Source organism: Amycolatopsis plumensis, assembly GCF_042652605.1.
In the GTDB taxonomy this organism is placed as follows: Bacteria; Actinomycetota; Actinomycetes; order Mycobacteriales; family Pseudonocardiaceae; genus Amycolatopsis; species Amycolatopsis plumensis.
Genome location: NZ_JBHSJY010000001.1, coordinates 4,625,381 through 4,645,946, shown reverse-complemented (window position 1 = coordinate 4,645,946; position 20,566 = coordinate 4,625,381). Strand labels below are relative to the sequence as shown.

General features: G+C 70.7%; 17 protein-coding genes. 13 read left to right on the top strand and 4 right to left on the bottom strand.

Going from position 1 to position 20,566, the window contains the following annotated elements; translation table 11 throughout:
• Positions 1–122: 122 nt before the first annotated feature.
• Together ACFPLC_RS22450 and ACFPLC_RS22445 are read right to left on the bottom strand one after the other, a co-directional pair.
• The gene (locus ACFPLC_RS22450; protein WP_378235900.1) at positions 123–2,504 is read right to left on the bottom strand and encodes a GH92 family glycosyl hydrolase; all 2,382 of its coding nucleotides are present in this window, start codon (positions 2,502–2,504) and stop codon (positions 123–125) included.
• The gene (locus ACFPLC_RS22445; protein WP_378196482.1) at positions 2,501–5,725 is read right to left on the bottom strand and encodes a GH92 family glycosyl hydrolase; all 3,225 of its coding nucleotides are present in this window, start codon (positions 5,723–5,725) and stop codon (positions 2,501–2,503) included. The genes ACFPLC_RS22450 and ACFPLC_RS22445 overlap by 4 nt, the downstream gene beginning before the upstream one ends.
• A gap of 314 nt (positions 5,726–6,039) precedes the next feature.
• Between ACFPLC_RS22445 and ACFPLC_RS22440 the strand changes: the two genes are divergently transcribed.
• The 12 genes from ACFPLC_RS22440 to ACFPLC_RS22385 all read left to right on the top strand — a co-directional run bounded on the left by ACFPLC_RS22440 (position 6,040) and on the right by ACFPLC_RS22385 (position 17,739).
• Complete coding sequence (locus tag ACFPLC_RS22440; RefSeq protein ID WP_378196485.1) at positions 6,040–7,023, top strand: LacI family DNA-binding transcriptional regulator; 984 nt, start codon at positions 6,040–6,042, stop codon at positions 7,021–7,023.
• Positions 7,020–8,057, top strand: coding sequence for a class I mannose-6-phosphate isomerase (locus tag ACFPLC_RS22435; protein ID WP_378196310.1), 1,038 nt, complete (start codon positions 7,020–7,022; stop codon positions 8,055–8,057). Before ACFPLC_RS22440 ends, ACFPLC_RS22435 begins: the two co-directional genes overlap by 4 nt.
• Positions 8,054–8,818 (top strand): ATP-binding cassette domain-containing protein, encoded by a 765-nt coding sequence (locus tag ACFPLC_RS22430; RefSeq protein WP_378196313.1) that lies wholly within the window; start codon positions 8,054–8,056, stop codon positions 8,816–8,818. Before ACFPLC_RS22435 ends, ACFPLC_RS22430 begins: the two co-directional genes overlap by 4 nt.
• Positions 8,815–9,867, top strand: a complete 1,053-nt coding sequence (locus tag ACFPLC_RS22425; RefSeq protein ID WP_378196316.1) for an ABC transporter permease — start codon at positions 8,815–8,817, stop codon at positions 9,865–9,867. The genes ACFPLC_RS22430 and ACFPLC_RS22425 overlap by 4 nt, the downstream gene beginning before the upstream one ends.
• 26 nt (positions 9,868–9,893) lie before the next feature.
• Positions 9,894–10,889 (top strand): ABC transporter substrate-binding protein, encoded by a 996-nt coding sequence (locus tag ACFPLC_RS22420; RefSeq protein ID WP_378196319.1) that lies wholly within the window; start codon positions 9,894–9,896, stop codon positions 10,887–10,889.
• A 205-nt stretch (positions 10,890–11,094) separates the two neighbouring features.
• Positions 11,095–11,790 (top strand): hypothetical protein, encoded by a 696-nt coding sequence (locus tag ACFPLC_RS22415; protein ID WP_378196322.1) that lies wholly within the window; start codon positions 11,095–11,097, stop codon positions 11,788–11,790.
• Positions 11,791–11,838: 48 nt separating this feature from the next.
• A complete protein-coding gene (locus tag ACFPLC_RS22410) occupies positions 11,839–12,885 on the top strand; it encodes a sensor histidine kinase (RefSeq protein ID WP_191310060.1) in 1,047 nt (348 codons plus the stop codon).
• A complete protein-coding gene (locus ACFPLC_RS22405) occupies positions 12,882–13,637 on the top strand; it encodes a LytR/AlgR family response regulator transcription factor (RefSeq protein ID WP_378196326.1) in 756 nt (251 codons plus the stop codon). The genes ACFPLC_RS22410 and ACFPLC_RS22405 overlap by 4 nt, the downstream gene beginning before the upstream one ends.
• Entirely contained in the window at positions 13,634–13,981 is a 348-nt protein-coding gene (locus ACFPLC_RS22400; protein WP_378196328.1) for a hypothetical protein, read from the top strand. Before ACFPLC_RS22405 ends, ACFPLC_RS22400 begins: the two co-directional genes overlap by 4 nt.
• Positions 13,981–15,705 carry a sodium/solute symporter gene (locus tag ACFPLC_RS22395; RefSeq protein ID WP_378196331.1) on the top strand — a complete coding sequence of 575 codons (1,725 nt, stop codon included), beginning with the start codon at positions 13,981–13,983 and terminating at the stop codon, positions 15,703–15,705. Before ACFPLC_RS22400 ends, ACFPLC_RS22395 begins: the two co-directional genes overlap by 1 nt.
• Positions 15,706–15,775: 70 nt before the next feature.
• Entirely contained in the window at positions 15,776–16,135 is a 360-nt protein-coding gene (locus ACFPLC_RS22390; protein WP_191310068.1) for a DUF485 domain-containing protein, read from the top strand.
• Positions 16,132–17,739, top strand: a complete 1,608-nt coding sequence (locus ACFPLC_RS22385) for a solute symporter family protein (RefSeq protein ID WP_378196335.1) — start codon at positions 16,132–16,134, stop codon at positions 17,737–17,739. The genes ACFPLC_RS22390 and ACFPLC_RS22385 overlap by 4 nt, the downstream gene beginning before the upstream one ends.
• 66 nt (positions 17,740–17,805) lie before the next feature.
• Here ACFPLC_RS22385 and ACFPLC_RS22380 read toward each other — a convergent pair whose 3' ends face one another.
• On the bottom strand, positions 17,806–18,543 hold the full coding sequence (locus tag ACFPLC_RS22380) for an isocitrate lyase/PEP mutase family protein (protein ID WP_378196338.1): 738 nt from the start codon (positions 18,541–18,543) through the stop codon (positions 17,806–17,808).
• Positions 18,540–19,001, bottom strand: a complete 462-nt coding sequence (locus tag ACFPLC_RS22375) for a carboxymuconolactone decarboxylase family protein (protein WP_378196341.1) — start codon at positions 18,999–19,001, stop codon at positions 18,540–18,542. Before ACFPLC_RS22375 ends, ACFPLC_RS22380 begins: the two co-directional genes overlap by 4 nt.
• Before the next feature lie 46 nt (positions 19,002–19,047).
• Here ACFPLC_RS22375 and pdxR point away from each other — a divergent pair, with 46 nt between their 5' ends.
• Positions 19,048–20,430: a MocR-like pyridoxine biosynthesis transcription factor PdxR gene (gene pdxR, locus ACFPLC_RS22370; protein WP_378196344.1), complete on the top strand. Its 1,383-nt coding sequence runs from the start codon at positions 19,048–19,050 to the stop codon at positions 20,428–20,430.
• Positions 20,431–20,566 lie beyond the last annotated feature (136 nt).

Genomic DNA, 20,566 nt, shown 5'->3' with positions numbered 1-20,566 from the left:
CTGTCGGACGTACTGATACCCAGTGTGAGGCGTGATGCCCCTCACGGGAACACCGGGTCCCGTGACGATGCTCACGGCCGTGGTCCACTGTGGTCTGAACCACGGCCGTGAGCGTCCCTTCGTTACTCCGCGCAGGGCGAAGCCGGAGCCGAGGAAGGTGACGTCCCCCACTTCGCCGTCGCGTCGGACGTGAGGCCGAAGTCCAGCGTCGTCCCGCGGTTCAGCTGGTCCACGTTGACGTACACGCGGTCACTGGCCTTGCCGCCCACCCGAAGGGACGACACGTACTGCAGCTCCGCACCGGAAGCACCCGGCGCCTTGATGGTGATGTCGTGCCCGTTCTCCAGGTGCAAAACGGACTTCGCGAACCGCGGAGCGTTGAGCACGAAGTTCCCAGTGCCTGGGACAGCCGGGTACAGCCCCAGCGCGCTGAAGACGTACCACGCCGACATCGTGCCCAGGTCGTCGTTCCCGGTGACGCCGTTGGGCGCGTTGGTGAACAGCGTGTGCGCGGCCCGCACGACCGTCGACGTCTTCGACGGCTGCCCGGTGAGCGCGTACATCCACGGCGAGTGCAGGTCCGGCTCGTTGTTCGGGTTGTAGCGGAACTGGTCGTAGTAGTCGTACGGGCCGACCACCCAGTTCTCGCGGACCGCCGTCGCCGGGTTCTTCACCAGTTCGTCGTAGGCGAAGAAGTCGTCGAGGCGCTTGCCGGTGGCCGCCGGGCCGCCCATCCGCTGCACCAGCCCGGGTACGTCCTGCTGCATGAGCCACTGGTACTGCCAGGCCGTGCCCTCGTGGAAGCCGTCCTGGCTCTGCGGGCTGTAGGGCTTGTCCGCCGGGGAGAACCACGCGCCGCCGAGGACCTTCGGCCGGAAGAAGCCGGTGAAGCCGCGATCGGTTTGAGTGGCATCCCACAACGTCCGGTATGTCCGGCCTTTCGCAGCCAGCGCTGCCGCGTCGTCCTTCTTGCCGAGCGCGGCCGCCATGACCGACAGCGAACAGTCACCGAGCGCGTACTCCAGGGTCGCCGAAGCGCCGTGGTTCGGGTCGGTGTCCTGGCCCTTCTTCGGGAAGTCCGGGTCGTACTGGACGAACCCGTCCTGCTGGTAGCTCGCGTTGCCCGAGCGGCCCTGGAACGGCGACGACGCGGGCGGGATCTGCGTCGAGTTCTGCAGGAGCGCCTGGTAGGCGTGCACCTCCTCCCCCGACAAGGCCCCGAAGCGCCACAGGTCGACCAGGAACGGCGTCACCGGGTCGCCGGTCATCGTGTTCGTCTCCTGGCTCGCGTACGCCCACCGCGGCAGCCAGCCGCCCTGGTCGTGGATGGCCAGGATGCTCTTGGCGATGTCCTTCGCGCGGCTGGGCCGCAGCAGCGCCAGGAGCTGGTTCTGCGTGCGGTAGGTGTCCCACAGCGAGAAGAAGTCGTAGTAGGTCCAGCCGGCCGCGCGGTGGATCTTCTTGTCGAAGCCGTAGTAGCGGCCGTCGGCGTCGTTGGCCGTCAGCGGCTGCAGCAGCGCGTGGTACAGGGAGGTGTAGAAGACCGTCCGGTCGTCGGTCGTGCCGCCCTTGATGTCCACAGAGGACAGCTCACGCCGCCAGGTGCGCTGGACGTCGGCCTTGGCCGCGTCGAACGACCGAATGCGCTCCGAGGCCAGGTTCAGGCGCGCACCGGCCGCGTCCACCTGGGAGATGGCCGTGGTCGCGGTCACCTGCCCGCCACCGAACGTAAGCCACGCGCCGCGCAGCCCGGCGCCCCCCGACGAGGAGCGGGAGCCGGGTGTGCCGCCGTCCGGCGACCACGTGCCGAACGCCTTGAACGGCTTGTCGAACTTCGTCGTGAAGTACGTCGTGTAGGCCTTGCCGCCGCAGAACGCCTGCGACTCCACGGTGCCCTCGACGGTCCGGTCGTCCACGACCCGGATGCTGCTGCCCGTCACCGGTTCCTTGTCGTTGGCCTGCCCGACGTTGACGAAGACGTTGGCCTCGCCGGACTTGGCGAACGTGTACCGCTCGACACCCGCCCGGGTGGCCGCCGTCGTCTCGACGTCCACGCCGCCGTAGCCGGTCAGGTGGACCTTGTAGTAGCCGGGCTTCCCCACTTCTCCGTCGTGCGTGAACGGCGAGGCGTACTGCTTCTGGTCGAAAGTGGACGGCTTGGTCGTGTCGAACGCCTTGCCGGGGCCCACGTCCCCGGTCGTCGGCAGGGTCGAGACCAGGCCACCCTGCTCCCAGCAGCCCGCGCCGGACAGGAAGAAGTGCCCGAACCCGCGGATCGCGGTGTCGGTGTAGCGGTAGCCGGCGTAGTGCGAGGTGATCGGGCTGACCTGCGTCATCCCGAACGGCGCCGAGGCACCCGGGAAGGTGTTGCCCTCGTCCTGCGTGCCGATGAACGTGTTGACCGCGTCAAGGGCGTCGCCGCCGGCCGCGGCGGCGACGGTGGGGGTGACCACCGTCGCCGCCGCGGCGAGCGTCAGGACGCCCGCCAGGACCGTGCGCTTCATGCGCCGATGCCGATCGCGAACACGTGCAGGGCACCGCCGCTGACGTTCGACGGCAGCGTCACGCTCGCCACCGTCTTGCCCGCGGCCAAGGTGATCGGGTTGGTGCCGAACACCATCGTGCGGATCTGCTGCGGGTCGCCGCCCGAGGCGTTGCGGTACGGCGTGGACAGCGCGATCCGGTTGCCGAACGCCGGTTGCGCGCCACCGCCGCCGAGGGTCCAGTCGGAGAACCCGATGGTCGCGGTGGACGTCGTGCCGTCGGTGTAGGTCACCGTCAGCGTGCCCGACGCGTTGCCGTTCGACGCCGAGCCGAGCAGCGCCAGCCGCCCGGAACCGGTGACGTTCACCGTCTGGCCGCCGGCGACCACGTTGTCCGGGTCCCCGGCCGGGAACGACGGCCAGGTGAACTTCAGCCCGTCACTGGTGATCGTGGCGCCCGGGGTGGCCCCGGCCGCGGCGAGGGCGTCGGCCGAGTAGCTCCAGCCGCCGCCGTCGAAGTTGGCCGCGCCCGAGTTCGAATCCGGGGAGATGCCGGCGTTGTTCACCGTGGCGAGCCAGCTGTTCGGCTGGGCCACCAGGACCGTCAGGACGGCCTGCGAGGAGGCCACGCCGGGCGCGGAGAACGTCACCGGGATGCGGCGGGCGCCGTCGGCCAGCCCGGCCGGGACGCTGACCGTGAGCTCGGCCTGGGCCTTGCCCGCGGCGGGCACCGCGATGCTGCCCGTCGACGGCGTCAGCGTGATCCCGTCGACACTGCCCGCGGAGTAGGTCCAGGTCCGGGCGGTCCCCGAAAGGTCCTGGACCCCGACCGACGCCTTCGACGTCGACCCCGCGGGCGTCACCGCGCGCGCCGGGTCCACAAAGGACAGGCTGGGCTTCTCCTGCTCGCGGAACGACGGCGGGGCGTCGGCCGCCGCGCTGCCCCACGCGGTCGCCGTGGCGGACCGGGTGTAGTCGAGCGTGCCGCCACTGGAAAGCAGCGCCTCCGGCAGCCACGCCTTCGAAGCGGCACTGCCGTTGACCTTCAGGCTGCCCACGTAGTCACCGGTGCCCGGAGCGTTGATCGTGATCTTCTTGCCCGCGCCGGTGGTGAGCACGGCGTGCTCGAAGCGGGGCGTGACGAGCAGCGTCTCGGCGCGGCCCGGGATCTCCGGGTAGATGCCGAGCGCCGACCAGACGTACCAGGCCGACATCTGGCCGAGGTCGTCGTTGCCGATCAGGCCTTCGGGACGCGGGTTGTACAGCTCGTCCATCGAGCGGTGCACGATCGCCTGGGTCTTGGCCGGGGCGCCCGCGTAGGAGTAGACGTACGGCGCGTTGGAGTTCGGCTCGTTGCCCATGAAGGCGTACGGCTCCTGCGTGCCCGCGTTCAGCTGGGTGAAGAAGGTGTCCAGCCGGGACTGGGTCGCGGTGTTCCCGCCGAACGCCGTCACGACGCCGCCGAGGTCGTAGGGCACCATCCACTCGTACTGGGCGCCGTTGCCCTCGACCCAGCCCTGCGAGCTGGCGGGGTCGTAGGTGCCGGAGAACGAGCCGTCCGCGTTACGCGGCTGCAGGTGGCCGGTGCCCGGGTTGTAGAGGTTCTGCCAGTTCTGCGCGCGCTTCATGAACGTCGTGTACGTCGCGCTGTCGCCGAGCCGTTTGGCGAACTGGGCGATGGAGAAGTCGGCGCTGGTGTATTCCAGGGTGTCCGCGCCGGCGCCCGGCACATAACCGAGCTTCTGGTAGTCCTCGAGACCCGGCCGCTCGGTGTAGCCCTGCGTCGGCTGGGTCGCGCCCTTGATCATGAGCAGCAACGCCTTCTGGGCGTCGAAGTCACGCGCCCCGAACGCGTACGCGCTGGAGACGATGATGTGGTACGGGTCGCCGTTCATCACGCCGGTGTAGTCGTTCGCGACCGTCCAGCGGTCCCACGAGCCGCCCTGCTCGGCGTAGGCCATCATCGACCGGACGATGTCCGAAGTCTCCTTCGGCGCGATCGTCGCCAGCAGCGGGGCTTCCGAGCGGTAGATGTCCCAGCCGGAGAAGTTCGTGTACATCGCGTGGCCCTTGTCGGCCGTGTGGATCCGACCGTCGAAGCCGATGTACTGGCCGTTGACGTCGGAGAAGACGTTCGGCTGGATCAGCGAGTGGTACAGCGAGGTGTAGAACGTCGTCAGGTCGGCGTCCGAACCGCCGGTGACGGCGATCTTGCCGAGCTGCGCGTTCCACGCCTTGCGCGCGTTCGACGCGACCGTGTCGAACGACTTGCCGGTGTTCTCCGCCTTGAGGTTGGCCTTGGCGCCGTCGACGGACACGAAGGACAGTCCGACCTGGACGTTCACCTGGACGCCGTTGAGGTTGGCGAAGGTGACGTACCCGCCGCTGCCCGGACCGCTGACCGTGGTGTTCTGCGGCGCCGCCTTGGCCGGGCGCGCGATCGAAGCGTCGACGCCGTTGGGCTGCGCGACCTTCGCCTTGGCCCCGCCGGTTTCGGCGGCCTTGTTCGGCGTCACGGCGCCGTTCTTCCAGGTGCCGATCGAGGCGAACGGCGTGTCGAACTTCGCCGAGAAGTAGACGCGGTAGCTGTTGCGCGCGCCGCAGAATCGGCCGCTGGTGGCCCAGCCGCTGATGGTGTCCTTGCCGATGGTGATCGACGCGTCGTCGGTGCCGTTCACCGAGCCGGAGGTGTTGACCAGCAACGTCGAGGACGCGCCGGCCGGGTAGGTCAGCCGGGCCGAGCCGGTGCGCTGGGTCGCGCTGAGCTCGACCTTCGCGCCACTGTCGAGGGTGACGTCGTAAGCGCCGGCCGTCGCGTGTTCGTTGGCGTGCGAGAACTTCGACGTGTAGTGGGCCGGGTCGGTCGCCGGGGAGGTCGTCACTTCACCGACATAAGGGATGAACGGGATGTCCTGATAGGTCGAACAGCCCGCGCCGGAAAGGTGCGTCAGGCTGAACCCGGTCAGCGCGTTGTCGTCGTAGAAATAGCCGCCCGGCTGGGACTTCACCGTGTCCGGGCTCCACTGCACCATGCCGAACGGCGCCACCGCGCCCGGGAACGTGTTGCCGGCACCGCCCCCGGTGCCGTGGTCGGCCCCGCCGGGCCGGGTGCCCACGAAGGGGTTGACCCACTTCGCGTAATCCGTGCTGGTCGCGGCAGCGGCGGGTACAGCGGGAGCCACCGCTGCGGTCACCGCCAGGGTCAGGAAAGCTAAACCGGCTCTGAAGCGCGCTCGCGCCATGGCCATCGCCTCTCCACCTCGTCAGCGCGACCAGAAACGGTGTCATGACAACCTTGTCGCGCAGTCGGTCGAACCCGGCCACCTTCGATAACCACTCACCGGACAGTCAAGGGACACGTCAAGACCTGTCCGGTTCCGGACAGCGTCATCAACCGTCTGCCCTACGCCTTCGGTAGCCGAATCGGCACAATCCACGCACCAGGCGTTGACAAGCACCGGGCGGGTGGCGTTCAATCCCCGTCACTATGACAACGTTGTCTCCTCTGGGCCGGGACCGGGACGGCAGCACGCGCACCGCGAGCAGGCGGGCCACGATGAGCGACGTGGCCCGGCTGGCGGGCGTGAGCATCAAGACCGTCTCGCGCGTGGTCAACGACGAACCGGCGGTGCACCCCGACACCGCCGAGCGGGTCATGGCGGCCATCGAGCAGCTGGGGTTCCGGCGCAACCTGGGCGCGCGCAACCTGCGCCGCGGGTCGACGACCGGCACCATCGGGCTGATCGTCGAGGACGTCGGCAACCCCTTCTACTCCGAGCTGAACCGCGCGGTCGAGCGCATCGCGACGTCGTTCGGGCGCCAAGTGCTCACCGGCTCGTCCGAGGAGAACTCCGACCGCGAGCGGGAGCTCGTCCTGGAGTTCTGCGCACGGCGGGTGGACGGCATCCTCGTCGTCCCGGCCGGGCTCCAGCACGGCTACCTCGTGCCGGAGATGCGCGCGGGCACGCCGGTGGTGTTCATCGACCGCCCGGCCGGCGACATCGTGGCCGACACCGTGCTGGTGGACAACCTCGGCGGCACCATCGAAGCCGTCACCCACCTCGCGCAGCACGGCCACCGGCGGATCGCCTTCCTCGGCGACAGCCCGGACATCTTCACCGCGGCCGAGCGCCTGCGCGGGTTCCGCGAGGGCTGCGTGCGCAACGGGATCACCTACGACGAGTCGCTGGTTTCGATGGGGACACCCACGCCGGACGCCGTCGGCAACGCGGTCAAGCGGCTGCTCGACGGCCCGGAGGCGGCCACCGCGGTGATCGCGGGCAACAACCGGATCGCCGTGCACCTGCTGCGCGCCCTCGCGCACGCCGAGCGCCGCCCGGCCATGGTCGGGTTCGACGACTTCGAGCTGGCGGACCTGCTGGACCCGCCGGTCACCGTGGTCGCACACGACGTCAGCGCACTGGGCCACGCCGCGGCCGAGCTGCTCTTCGCCCGCGTCCAAGGAGACCAGTCCCCGCCCAGAAAGGTAGTCCTGCCCGTGCATCTCGTCGCCCGTGGTTCCGGTGAGGTCGCCCCGTGACCCTCGAACCGATCCGGCTCCCCGCCAACCAGCCGCCGCAGTTCTACCGCGGCGGCGACGCCATCGCAGGCCTGCGCGGCGCGTCGCCGGACAAGAAGTTCGGCCCGGAGGACTGGGTCGCCTCGGCGACCACGATGTTCGGCCAGGAGACCAACGGCCTCACCCGGCTCCCGGACGGCGCCTGGCTGCGCGACGCGGTCGAGGCGAACGCGAACGGCTGGCTCGGCGCGAAGCACGTCGAGGCACTCGGGACGTCGACCGGGCTGCTGGTGAAGCTCCTCGACGCGGGCCAGCGGCTGCCGGTGCACTTCCACCCGGACGACACGTTCGCGAAGCAGCACTTCGACTCGCACTTCGGCAAGACCGAGGCGTGGATCGTCGTGGGCACCCACGGCGACGACCCGCGCGTCTACCCGGGCTTCAAGGAGACGCTGTCGAAGGCGACGGTGTCCGAGTGGACGCGCGAGCAGGACGTGCCGTCGATGCTGGGCGCGCTGAACAGCATCCCGGTGTCCCCCGGCGACACCGTCTACATCCCGGCCGGGCTGCCGCACGCGATCGGCGAAGGCGTCTTCGTCGTCGAGCTGCAGCAGCCGACCGACTTCTCGCTCACCATCGAGTGGCGCGACTTTCTCGCGTCGCCGGAGAAGGGCCACCTCGGCCTCGGCTTCGACACCGCCATCGAGGCGCTCGACACGTCGGGCTGGGACGCCGAACGCCTCGAAACGATCATCAAGCGCACCGCGGGCGACCGGGCGTCCACTGTGGACCTCCTGGCTGGCGGATCGGAGCGGTTCTTCCGCGCCGACCAGCTCCGCGCCGACGCGACGACAACGTTGTCACTCGATCCGTCCTTCGCGGTGCTGGTCGTTCTCGACGGCGAAGGCACGCTGCGGACCGAGCACGGCGGCGAGCACGCGCTGGCGAAGGGCGACACCTACGTCGTCCCGTTCGACGCCGGCCAGACCGAGCTGTCCGGCACGGCGACGGTGATCCGCTGCCGGCCGCCGGCGCCGGAAGAGAGGCACGGATGAGCGAACTCCTCCTGGACGCGGTCGACCTGACCAAGCACTACGGATCCGTCGAAGCCCTGCGCGGCGCGTCGTTCCAGGCCCGCGCGGGCGAGGTGACGGCCCTGATCGGCGACAACGGCGCCGGGAAGTCCACGCTGGTCAAGTGCCTCTCCGGCGCGGAACAGCCGACGTCGGGGAAGATCCTCCTCGACGGAGCCGAAGTGCACTTGGACTCCCCCACCACCGCGCGGCGGCTGGGCATCGAGACCGTCTACCAGGACCTCGCCGTCGCACCCGAGCTCGACCCGGCGGCCAACCTCTTCCTCGGCCGCGAGATCCACCGCAAGGGCATCCTCGGCAAGCTCGGGATGCTCGACAAGGCCGAGATGCGGCGGCAGGCCGTCGAGGAGTTCCAGCGCCTCGGCGTGACCCTGCAGAGCACCGACGTCCCGATCGGGTCGCTTTCGGGCGGCCAGCGGCAGAGCGTCGCGGTGGCGCGCTCGGTCGTGTGGGCGTCGAAGGTCGTGTTCATGGATGAGCCGACGGCCGCGCTGGGCGTCGTGCAGCGCGAGCGCGTGCTCGACGTCATCAAGAAGGTGCGCGACAAGGGCATCGCCGTGGTGCTGATCAGCCACAACATGCCCGAGGTGCTGTCGGTCGCCGACCGCGTCGAGGTGCTGCGGCTCGGCAGGCGCGTCGCCCGGTTCACCGGGTCGGACACGAAGCTCGAAGACCTCGTCGCCGCGATGACCGGCGCCCTCGTGCAGGAGGAGGCCGCGTGAGCGTGTCCAGTCCCCCGCAGAAGGACATCCAGGAGAGCCCCGAAGCGGGCTTCGGCAAGCGGCCGCTGGGCAAACGCCTGATCGAGGCCAACACGTTCTGGATCGGGCTGGTCCTGCTGGCGCTGGTCATCCTGTTCAGCGCGATCGCGCCGGACAGCTTCCCGACGCTGTTCACCTTCCAGACGCTGTTCATCGAGTCCTCGGTGCTGCTGATCCTGTCGGTCGGCATGACGTTCGTGATCATCACCTCGGGCATCGACCTCTCGGTCGGCTCGGTGCTGATCCTCGCGGGCATGGTCGCGGGCAAGGTGATGGAGGCGCTGTCCGGCGGGGACGCGTCGAAGGCGGGCTGGGGCGTGATCCTCGTCGGGCTCGTCGTCGCCGTGGTCACCGGCACGATCTGGGGACTGATCAACGGCGTCCTCGTCGCCGTGGCGAAGATCCCGGCCCTGATCGTCACCCTCGGCACGATGGGCGCCGCGCTGGCCACCGCGTACCTGCTCAACGGCGGCTCGGACCTGCGCACCGTGCCGGCGGAACTGACCAAGACCCTGGGCTACGGCACGTCCTTCGGCATCGTGCCCAACCTGGTGATCGTGGCCATCGTGATCACCGTGATCGGGGCGTGGCTGCTGCGGACGACGAAGTTCGGGCGGTACACGTTCGCGGTCGGCTCCAACGCCGAAGGCGCGCGGCGGGCGGGCATCGGCGTCACCGCGCACCTGCTGAAGGTGTACACGCTGACGGGTTTCCTGGCCGGGATCGCCGGGTTCCTTTCGCTGGCCTACTACAACTCGACCACCATTTCCGGGCACACCACCGACAACCTCAACGCGATCGCCGCGGTCGTGATGGGCGGGACGAGCCTCTTCGGCGGCGTCGGCACGATACTGGGCACGGTGATCGGGGTCTTCATCCCCGCGGTGCTGCGCAAGGGCTTCAACATCATCCACGTCCAGGACTTCTGGCAGATGTTCATCGTCAGCTGGGTCCTGGTCGCCGCGGTCTGGTTCGACCAGCGCCGCCGCCGTCGCCGCAACTCCCGCTGAGTCCCCACAAGTACAAAGAGGTGCTTATGAAACTGACCAAGACTCTCACCGCCATGGGTGCCGTGGTCTCCGCCGCCGCCCTGCTCACCGCGTGCGGCTCGGGCACGGTCGGGCAGAGCGGGTCCGGCAACACGGCCCAGCCGGTCGGCGGCAAGAAGCTCGCGCTGATCCCGGGCGTGCAGGCCGAGCCGTTCTACATCTCGCTGCAGTGCGGTGCCGAGGCCGAAGCCAAGAAGCTCGGCTACGAGCTGACCACCCAGGCACCGCAGAAGTTCGACGCGCCCCTGCAGACCCAGCTGGTCAACGCCCTCGGCGCCAACCCGCCGGCGGCGCTGCTCATCGCTCCGACCGACGACACCGCGATGCTGGCGCCGATCCAGCAGGTCAAGGCGCGCGGGACAAAGATCGTCGAGGTCGACACCGCGCTGAAGGACACCGGGGTCGCGGTCTCGTCGATCTCGTCCGACAACGCCGCGGGCGGCAAGCTCGCGGCCCAGACGATGGCCAAGCTGGCCGGCGGCAAGAGCGGCTCGGTGCTGGTGCTCGACACGATCGCGGGCACGTCCACCACGGCCGCGCGCGCCAAGGGCTTCGAGGACGAGCTGAAGAACACGCCGAACCTCAAGTCGATCGGCATCCAGTTCACCCAGAACGAGCCGGAGCAGGCCGCGGCCAAGGTGACGGCGGCCCTGTCGTCGACCCCGGACCTGATCGGCGTCTTCGCCACCAACCTCAACACCGGCGAAGGCGCCGCGACCGGCCTGCGCAACGCGGGCAAGGTCGGCGCGGTCAACCTGATCGGCTTCGACGCCAGCCCGTCGGAGGTCGAAGGCCTCAAGAACGGCCAGTACCAGGCCCTCATCGCCCAGGACCCGGCCTCGATCGGCACCCAGGGCGTCCAGCAGGCCGTCGCGGCCATCGAGGGCAAGCCGGTGACGCGGAACCTCACCGCGCAGCTGCACTCGATCACCAAGGACGACATGGACGCCAACTCGCAGTACTTCTACAAGCAGTCTTGCTGACCCGTCCGTCAGAGCCCTGCGGGTGGTGTGCGTGCCTCCGCAGGGCTTTGACCAGCGGTGTTCACCGGCGGTGAACACCCGCAGCCGGTCACCGCGGTGGGAGAACCGCTCACCGCACCGCCCGTTTCCCCGGACGGGTGTCCTGCGTCACACTCATCTGCACATGCATCTGCACTTCCAGATGCATGATCGCAGGGAGGGTGCGATGAAGTACGAACGGCCGGCTTTGCACCGGACGATCTTCGCCGTGGACGTCGAGGGCTACGGCGACCAGAACAGGACCACACCACACCGGCTGGCGTTGCGCGAAGGGCTCTACCGCGCGCTCAGCCGCTCGTTCGACGACGCCGGCGTCCCGTGGGCGGCCTGCCGGCGCGAGGACTGCGGCGACGGCGTCTTCGTCCTCGTCCCGCCGGAGATCCCGAAGGGACTGTTCGTCGAGTTCCTGCCCGCCGCGCTCGCCGTCGCGCTGCACCGGCACAACCGGACGCACGACCCCGGCGCGCGGATCCGGCTCCGGATGGCGCTGCACGCGGGCGAGGTCGCCTACGACGAGCACGGTGTCACCGCGCCGGCGATCAACCAGACTTTCCGGCTGCTGGAGGCCAGGCCCCTGAAGGAGGCGCTCAAGGCCTCCCGCGGCGTGCTGGCGCTGATCACGTCGGCGTGGTTCTTCGACGAGGTCGTCCGGCACAGCGACGGTCTCGACCCGACGACGTTCCGGCCGGTGCCGGTGGCGGTCAAGGAAACCCGCACGACCGGGTGGATTTCGCTGCCGGACCGGCCGTACCCGGCGAACTCGAGCCTGCTCGGCAACGTCACGGCGATCGACCACTACCGGACCTGGCGCCGGTTCCGCCGCCACGCCCAGGTGCTGGCCGACCGCGACGGGCCCGTGTAGCCGTAGGATCTACTGCCCTGGACACCGCCGCCGAGGGGAGGCCCGACCGTGCACCTGCGCCCGGCGTCCCGCGCCGACCCGCTGCCGGTGCTCGCCGCCGCCCGCCGCATCACCGACGACCTGCGCGACGGCCTGTCCGGCATGCCCGCCCGCCGCGCCGCGCACCGCCTGCGCCGGCTCTTCGGCTTCCCGGGGCTCGGCCTCACCGACCTGTCCGGGTCCCTGCTGTGGTCGGGGCGGCCCGGGCCGGACGCGGTCGTCGCGACGGTGCTCGAAAGCGTGCTCCACAGCGAAGAACCCGGCTCGGCGCCGGACGTCCTCGTGCTGCCGCTGCACGTCCGCGACGAGCTGGCCGGGGCGTTGCTGGTCGTCGGGGACGTCCGGGACGCGGTCGCGGCCCAGGCCGCCGACCTGGTGGTGCAGGCGCTGGAACGCGGGCGGCTCGAGGCGTCGGCGGAACAGGCGGCGCAGGCCGAACTGCGGGCGCTGCGGGCGGAGATGTCGCCGCACTTCGTCTACAACGCCCTGACGGTGATCGCGTCGCTGGTGCGTTCGGACCCCGACCGCGCCCGCGACCTCATGCTCGACTTCGCCGACTACACCCGCTACAGCCTGGCCCGCCACGGCGAGTACACCGTCGTCGCCGAGGAGTTCCGCGCGATCGAGACGTACCTGGCGCTGCAGAAGGCGGTGCTCGGCGAGCGGCTGCGCGTCCAGGTGCGGGTGGCGCCGGAGATCCTCGCCGTCGCGGTGCCGTACCTGGTGCTGGAGCCGCTGGTGGAGAACGCGATCCGGCACGGCATCGAGCCGCGGTCGGGCACCGGGCAGGTCCAGGTGCACGGCCAGGCGGAAGGGAACGACTGCGTGATCTTCGTCGAGGACGACGGGGTCGGCATGGACCCGAAACGGGCGGCGGACATCCTCGCCGGGCGCACCGGCGAAGACGATCCCGCGGGTCTCGGGCTGGCCAATGTGGACAGACGGCTGCGGGACGTCTACGGCGCCTGGTACGGCCTCACCGTGGAAACCGAGGTCGGCGCGGGCACCCGGGTGATCGTGCGGGTGCCGCGGTTCCAGCCGGGAGTGCTGCCGTGAGCGGGCTCCGGGTGCTGGCCGTCGACGACCTGCCGCCCGCGCTGGACGAGCTCTGCCGGATGCTGCGCGAAGCGCCCGAAGTCGGCGAAGTCGTCGGCGCCGCAGATGCGCTGAAGGCGTTGAAGCTGCTTCAGGCGGATCGGTTCGACGCGGTGTTCCTCGACATCTCGATGCCGGGCCTCGACGGGCTCGAACTCGCGTCGCTGCTGGCGAAGCTGAGCGAGCCGCCGGTGATCGTGTTCGTCACCGCGCACGACGGGCACGCGGTGACCGCGTACGGCATCGGCGCGGTCGACTACCTGCTCAAGCCGGTCCGCACCGAACGGCTGTCCGCGGCGCTGGCGAAGGTGCTGCGGATGGCGACCCCGGCGTCGCGGCCGACCCCGGACGCGATGGCGGCGCTGCCGGTCGAGTCGGGCGGGCGGACCCGGTACGTCCGCCGTGACGACGTGTTGTTCGTGGAGGCTCACGGCGACTACGTCCGCCTGCACACGCGGGGTGGGGTCCACCTGGTGCGGATGCCGATCTCGCGGCTGGAGGAGTACTGGGAGGGCACCGGGTTCAGCCGGGTGCACCGCGGTTTCCTGCTGGCGGTGGGGGCGGTGCTGGAGCTGCGCAGCGACACGGCGGGCGGGCTGCTGGCCCACACGGAGGCCGGCGACGTGCCGGTGAGCCGCCGCCACGCGCGCGACCTGCGGGACCGGTTGCTGGAAGCGGCCCAGCGCGGTCAGCTCGGATCCGATTCGCGATGAGCAGGATCCGGCGGGTCGCCGTCACCAGCCCGCAGACCCGGCTCGCGCACGCGCGCCGCCGGTCGCGCGGACGTTGGCGCCAGCCCCGCCTGCCCGCGGGAGACACCCAGCGTGCCACCGCCCTCTACACCGCTCAGCGCCGTCGCGGCATCCCCGCGCTCGTCCTCATGTTCGCGCTGCTGCTCGGCCTTCCCGGCGTCTTCGCGCTCTTCCCGGCCCTGGACACCGTGCGGTTCCTGGGGATTCCGGTGTCCTGGCTGATGCTCGCGGTCCTCCCGTACCCCGCGATGGCGCTGCTGGCCCGCTGGCAGCTCCGCCGCGCCGAGCGTCTCGAGGACGAGTAGTGGGCGTCGCGCTCGCCGTCGCGCCGGTCGTGCTCGTGACGCTGCTGATCGGCGTCCGCGGGGTCGCCGCCATGCGCACGACGTCGGACTTCCTCGTCGCCTCGCGCCGGATCTCCCCGCTGGTCAACTCCGCGGCCGTCTCCGGCGAGTACCTGAGCGCGGCGTCGTTCCTCGGCATCGCCGGGCTCGTCGTCAAGGACGGCATCGGAGCCCTCTGGTACCCGGTCGGCTTCACCGCCGGGTACATCGCGATGCTGGTCCTGGTCGCCGCCCCCATGCGCCGCTCGGGCGCCCTGACCGTCCCCGACTTCGCCGAAGCCCGCCTCAACTCCCCCGCGCTGCGCCGCCTGGCCGCCGTGGTCGTCCTGGTGATCGGCACGATCTACGTCGTCCCGCAATTCCGCACCGCCGGCCTGGTGCTCGCCGCGGTCGGCGGCACGCCGTACTGGGTCGGCGTGGTGCTGGCCGGCGCCGCGGTCAGCGTCACCCTGGCGCTGGGCGGCATGCGCGCGGCCACGTACGTGCAGGCGTTCCAGTTCGTCCTCAAGCTCCTGCTGTTCCTCATCCCGGCGATCTGGCTGGTGCTGCAGGCCGGCGCGGTCAACCGGACCGACGCGCTCAACCCCGTCGAGTTCACCCACTTCGCCCGCGAGACGCCGGTGCGGTTCGAAGTCGACGTCACGATGGAGATCCACGAGCCGACCCCGGTGCGCCGCAACGGCGTCATCGAGACCCTGCCGCCGGGCGAGTTCACCGCGCACAGCCAGGACGAGGTCGTGTTCGGCACGGGCGCGGCCGTCCCCGCGGTCCGCGGCGGCGCCGCACTGGGCGGCCCCGACTGGCGGCGCCCGCTGCTCGACCTCGGCGACCAGGGCTACCCGCTGCTGGGCACCTGGGCCGTGCTCATCGCGACCATGCTGGGCACGATGGGCCTGCCGCACGTCCTGATGCGCTTCCACACCAGCCCGGACGGCCGCGCCGCGCGCCGCACCGCGGCGATCACGGTCGCGCTGCTGGGCGTCTTCTACCTCTTCCCCGGCGTCTACGGCGTGCTCGGCCGGGTCCTCGTCCCGGGGCTGTACCTCTCGGGCGCGACGGACACGGTGGTCGTCGCGCTGCCGTCCCAAGTGGACACCGGCTGGGCCGGCGGGCTGTTCACGGCGCTGCTGACCGCGGGCGCGTTCGCCGCGTTCCTGGCCACGTCGCTCGGCCTGCTGCTGGTGATGTCCGGCGCGCTCGCGCACGACCTCGTCCCCGGCGGGCTGCGGCGGCTGCGGATCGCCGTGTTCGGCGTCGCCGGGGTGATGGTGCTGCTGGCCCTGCGCTCGGCCGAGCTCGACGCCGGCGTCCTGGTCACCTGGGGCTTCACGGTGGCCGCGTCGACGTTCTGCCCGCTGCTGGTGCTCGGCATCTGGTGGCCGCGGCTGACCGCGACCGGCGGCATCGCGGGCGTGCTGACCGGCCTGGTGGCCTCGTCCGGCTCGATCCTGTTCGCCCTCGCCGGGCCGCCGCTGCACGGCTGGGTGGCCATCTTGGTGCAGCAACCGGCACCCTGGTCGGTACCCTTGGCGTTCGGCGCAATGGCGCTGGTCTCCCTGCGGGGCAGACCCCCCGGCTGGTCGACGGCAGCCATGCTGCGCCTCCACCTCGACGAACCCCGTTCGACACGCCCGCGCGACCGTTCGTCAACCGTTCGTCGTCTGACCCGGCTGTTGAACCGCTGAATCTTCACGCGCGCCTCACGCGTCCCTACGGTGTCGCACGTCACTTTCCGCAGCGTCGCAGGGAGCAGCGATGAGCACGACGAACACCGGCGGGCCCCCGGACACCTCCGAAACCATCTGGGAACGAGCACACGAAAGCACGGAGTTCCGCGAGCTGCGCAGCCGCCTGCGCCGGTTCGTCTTCCCGATGACGGCGGTATTCCTCCTCTGGTACCTGCTGTACGTGCTCCTCGCGGACTACGCGCACGGCTTCATGAGCACGAAGGTGTGGGGCAACATCAACGTCGGCCTGATCTTCGGCCTGCTGCAGTTCGTCTCGACGTTCGTGATCACCGGCCTCTACGTCCGGTACGCCAACCGGAAGCTGGACCCGGTCGCGGAGAAGATCCGCGAGGACATCGAGGGTGACTCTGCGAAGGAGCAGGCATGACGAACATCGCTGCGAGCGTCGAGGGCAGCAACCCGCTCCTCAACATCGGCATCTTCGCCCTCTTCGTGATCATCACCCTGGTGATCGTGTTCCGGGCCAGCCGCAACACCAAGACGGCGTCGGACTACTACGCCGCCGGCCGCGCCTTCACCGGCCCGCAGAACGGCATCGCGATCTCGGGTGACTACCTGTCGGCGGCGTCGTTCCTCGGCATCGCCGGCGCGATCGCGATCAACGGCTACGACGGCTTCCTCTACTCCATCGGCTTCCTCGTGGCGTGGCTAGTCGCGCTGTTGCTGGTCGCGGAACTGTTGCGCAACACCGGCAAGTTCACGATGGGCGACGTGCTGGCGTTCCGGATGAAGCAGCGCCCGGTGCGGGCCGCCGCGGCGACCTCGACGCTGGCCGTGTCGTTCTTCTACCTGCTGGCGCAGATGGCGGGCGCCGGCGGCCTGGTGGCCCTGCTGCTCGGCGTCGAAGGCTCCGGCGCGCAGGCGCTGGTGATCGCCGTGGTCGGCATCATCATGATCGCCTACGTCCTGATCGGCGGCATGAAGGGCACCACCTGGGTGCAGATCATCAAGGCCGCGCTGCTCATCGTCGGCGCGCTCGTGATCACGCTCTGGGTGCTCGGCAAGTACGGCTTCAACTTCTCTCAGCTGCTGCAGGCCGCCGTCGACAAGGCGGGCAAGGCCGGGCAGACGTTGCTCGGCCCGGGCAAGCAGTACGGCGCCACCGGCACCTCGAAGCTGGACTTCCTCTCCCTCGGCATCGCGCTGGTGCTGGGCACGGCGGGCCTGCCGCACGTGCTGATGCGCTTCTACACGGTGCCGACGGCCCGCGACGCGCGGCGCTCGGTGGTCTGGGCGATCGTGCTGATCGGGGTGTTCTACCTGTTCACGCTGGTGCTGGGCTACGGCGCCGGTGCGCTGGTCGGCCCGGACACGATCAAGAAGGCGCCGGGCGGGGTCAACTCCGCGGCTCCGCTGCTGGCTTTGGAGCTGGGCGGCCCGGTGCTGCTGGGCCTGATCTCCGCGGTCGCCTTCGCGACGATCCTCGCGGTGGTCGCCGGCCTGACGATCACGGCGTCGGCGTCCTTCGCCCACGACGTCTACGCGAACGTCGTCAAGCGCGGCAAGACCTCGCCCGACTCGGAGGTCAAGGTCGCCCGGATCACCGCGGTGGTGATCGGCGCCCTCGCCATCGGTGGCGGCATCCTGGCCAACGGGCAGAACGTGGCGTTCCTGGTGGCGCTGGCCTTCGCGGTCGCGGCGTCGGCGAACCTGCCGACGATCCTCTACTCGCTGTTCTGGAAGCGGTTCAACACCCAGGGCGCGCTGTGGTCGATCTACGGCGGCCTGGCCATCACGATCGTGCTGATCATCTTCTCGCCGGCGGTGTCCGGCAAGAGCACGTCGATGATCAAGACCGCGGACTTCGCCTGGTTCCCGCTGAGCAACCCGGGCATCGTCTCGATCCCGGCCGCGTTCATCCTGGGCTGGCTGGGCACGATCCTGTCCAAGGAGCACGACGAGAAGAAGTACGCCGAGATGGAGGTCCGCTCCCTCACCGGTGCGGGTGCCGAGAAGGCGGTCGTCCACTAGGTGCATCGACCCCGAAGGCCGTCGCGAGGGTGTTCCCGATCCCCTCGCGGCGGCCTTCGGCCATTCTCAGTACGGAAGCTTGCCCTCGGCGACCCCCTTCAGGGTGGCCTCCAGCTGCTTGCGCACGTACTGCCACAGCCCGCCACCCAGCGAAATCCTCGCCACCCCCAGTTCGGCGAGGCCTTCGAGGCCCGGGCTGCCCGGCCACGCCGGCGCGTTGACCGCACCGCCCGTTCCCTGCACGAAGCGCGCGATCAGCTCCGGCGTGCGCAGGTGGATCGGGTAGACGCAGTCGGCGCCCGCCTCGAGGTAGGCCTTCGCCCGGGCGACGCCTGCTTCGAGCGCTTCTTCCGGGTCGACTCCGCGGAAGGAGTCGACGCGGGCGTTGATCACCAGGCCGTCGCCCGCCGCCTCGCGCAGGGCGGCGATCCGGGTCGCCTGCTCCTCGACCGGCCGGACGTCGCCGGTCGTGTGGTCGGTGTCCTCGAAGTTGCAGCCGACGGCTCCCGCGTCGAGCAGCCGGCCCGCCAGCTCGGCGCCGGACAGGCCGTAGCCCGATTCGGCGTCGACGCTCACCGGGACGCCGACCGCCTTCGCGATCCGCGCGGCGGCGGCGAACATCTCGTCCACGGGCGCCTGCTCGCCGTCGGGGAAGCCGAGCGCGGCCGCCACGGCGACCGAGCTGGTCGCGATGGCCGGGAACCCGGCGGCCTCGACGAGCTTCGCGGTGTCGGCGTCCCAGGCGTTCGGCAGGACCACCGGCTTGCCGGGGACGTGCAGCGCCCGGAGCGCGGCGGCGGTCATGCGTCCCGCTTCGGCAGCGGCGTGTGGCTGGTGATGGTCATCCGGTTCCAGCTGTTGATGGCGATGATCTCCCACGCGACGGCCTGGTACTGCTCCTCGGTGAACACCTTCGCGGTCTGCTCGTAGACGTCGTCGGGCACGCTTTGGGTCACCGGCAGCTTGGTCATCGCTTCGGTGAGGGCGAGGGCGGCCTGCTCCTGCTCGCTGAACAGGTCGGTCTCGCGCCAGCCGTCGAGTACGAACAGCCGCCGCGGCGACTCGCCCAGCTCGAGCGCGTCGCGGGAGTGCATGTCGAGGCAGTACGCGCAGCCGTTGATCTGCGACGCGCGGGTCTTCACCAGTTCCAGCAGCTTGGGGTCGAGCCCCGCGTTGGCGCCGGCCTTGTTCACCGTGGCCTGCAGGTTCGCCATCGCCTGGTAGAGCTCGGGGGCGCCCCCGAGCGCGATTCGCTTGCTCATGGCGTCCACGCTAGTGCGAACTGGTCCACGGGTATGGTCCAGTCACATGACGGAATCGTGGTCCAGTTCCGGCCTCGACGTCCACCTCGGCTGGCAGCCCGCTTCGGGCCGGGCCGGGCTCGCGGCGGCGATCCGCGCGGCCATCCGGGACGGCCGGTGGCAGGCGGGCGCGGCGGTGCCCTCGACGCGCTCGCTGGCCCACGACCTCGGGGTCGCCCGGGGCACGGTCACCCGCGTGTACGCCGACCTCGCCGCCGAGGGGTACCTGCGTACGGCCCAGGGCGCGCCGACCCGGGTGGCGACGGCGGGATCGCTGCCCCAGTCCGCGCCGCGGCAGGCCCCGCGCGACCCGGCGCCGCGCTGGGACCTGCGGCCGGGCCGTCCGGACCTGACGGCGTTCCCGCGTCAGGCGTGGCTCACCGCGACCCGCCGGGCCCTGCTGCGAACGCCGGCGTCGGCGTTCGGCTACGAGTCGGAGCTGGGCGCGCCGGAGCTGCGGGACAGCCTGGCCGGCTACCTGGCCCGCGCTCGCGGGGTGGTCGCCGACCCGGCGCGGATCGTGGTGTGCCACGGGTTTTCGCACGCCATCGCGGTGGTGTCCCGGGCCTTGTTCTCTCTGGGCACGGGCGAAATGGCGTTCGAAAACCCCTCGCTGGGCATATACCGGTCGATCGCGGCGGCGCAGGGCCCGCGGATCGTCGGCGTGGACGTCGACGGCGACGGCCTCGACCTGTCCGGTTTGGACAGTCCGGCGGTGGTCGTCACCCCGGCGCACCAGTACCCCACCGGCGTCACGCTGGCCCCGCCGCGCCGGGCGGCGCTGGCCCGCTGGGCGAGCGATTCGGGCGCGTACGTGCTGGAGGACGACTACGACGGCGAGTTCCGCTTCGACCGCCAGCAGGTCGGGGCGTTGCAGGCGCTGGCGCCGGAGCGGGTGGTGTACGCGGGCACGGCGAGCAAAACCCTGGCGCCGGCGCTGCGGCTGGCGTGGCTGGTGCTGCCGCGCTCGCTGGTGGAGCCGGTCCGCGCGGCGATGGCCGACAGCGGTTCGCGTCCGGCGTTGCTCAACCAGCTGGCGTTGGCCGAGCTGATCGAATCAGGCGCCTACGACCGGCACGTCCGCCGCAGCCGCGCGGAGTACCGCTCCCGCCGCACCCGCCTCCTGGCCGCGTTACCGGCTTCCGTCCGGCCCCACGGCATCGCGGCGGGCCTGCACCTCCTGCTCATGCTGCCCCCGGACGGCCCCTCCGAGGCGACGGCGTTGGCGGCCTGCCGCCGCCGCTCGATCGGCATCGAGGGCCTGTCCGGCCACTGGATGACCCCGGGCCGCCCAGGCGGCCTGATCGTCGGCTACGCAGCAACCCCGGCCCACGCCTTCACCGGCGCAACCCAAAACCTGGTGGAAGCCCTAGCCGAAATAACCTCCTAGCCAAGCCCACTTCCGGCTTCAATCCCGCAACCCGACCCTCCAGGCACGCAAACCGACCCTCCAGGTACGCAAGTCGCCCGCCCAATCCCACGTGATGCCCCTCCAATCACGTGTGATGCCCCCTCAATCACGCATG

What these genes read in the sequence shown, in the direction of transcription:
- ACFPLC_RS22450 (WP_378235900.1), bottom strand. Translation starts at nt 2,504, where the DNA reads ATGAAGCGCACGGTCCTGGCGGGCGTCCTGACGCTCGCCGCGGCGGCG.
- ACFPLC_RS22385 (WP_378196335.1), top strand. Translation starts at nt 16,132, where the DNA reads ATGACGAACATCGCTGCGAGCGTCGAGGGCAGCAACCCGCTCCTCAAC.
- ACFPLC_RS22380 (WP_378196338.1), bottom strand. Translation starts at nt 18,543, where the DNA reads ATGACCGCCGCCGCGCTCCGGGCGCTGCACGTCCCCGGCAAGCCGGTG.
- ACFPLC_RS22420 (WP_378196319.1), top strand. Translation starts at nt 9,894, where the DNA reads ATGAAACTGACCAAGACTCTCACCGCCATGGGTGCCGTGGTCTCCGCC.
- ACFPLC_RS22390 (WP_191310068.1), top strand. Translation starts at nt 15,776, where the DNA reads ATGAGCACGACGAACACCGGCGGGCCCCCGGACACCTCCGAAACCATC.
- ACFPLC_RS22375 (WP_378196341.1), bottom strand. Translation starts at nt 19,001, where the DNA reads ATGAGCAAGCGAATCGCGCTCGGGGGCGCCCCCGAGCTCTACCAGGCG.
- ACFPLC_RS22445 (WP_378196482.1), bottom strand. Translation starts at nt 5,725, where the DNA reads ATGGCGCGAGCGCGCTTCAGAGCCGGTTTAGCTTTCCTGACCCTGGCG.
- ACFPLC_RS22430 (WP_378196313.1), top strand. Translation starts at nt 8,054, where the DNA reads ATGAGCGAACTCCTCCTGGACGCGGTCGACCTGACCAAGCACTACGGA.
- ACFPLC_RS22415 (WP_378196322.1), top strand. Translation starts at nt 11,095, where the DNA reads ATGAAGTACGAACGGCCGGCTTTGCACCGGACGATCTTCGCCGTGGAC.
- pdxR (WP_378196344.1), top strand. Translation starts at nt 19,048, where the DNA reads ATGACGGAATCGTGGTCCAGTTCCGGCCTCGACGTCCACCTCGGCTGG.
- ACFPLC_RS22400 (WP_378196328.1), top strand. Translation starts at nt 13,634, where the DNA reads ATGAGCAGGATCCGGCGGGTCGCCGTCACCAGCCCGCAGACCCGGCTC.
- ACFPLC_RS22440 (WP_378196485.1), top strand. Translation starts at nt 6,040, where the DNA reads ATGAGCGACGTGGCCCGGCTGGCGGGCGTGAGCATCAAGACCGTCTCG.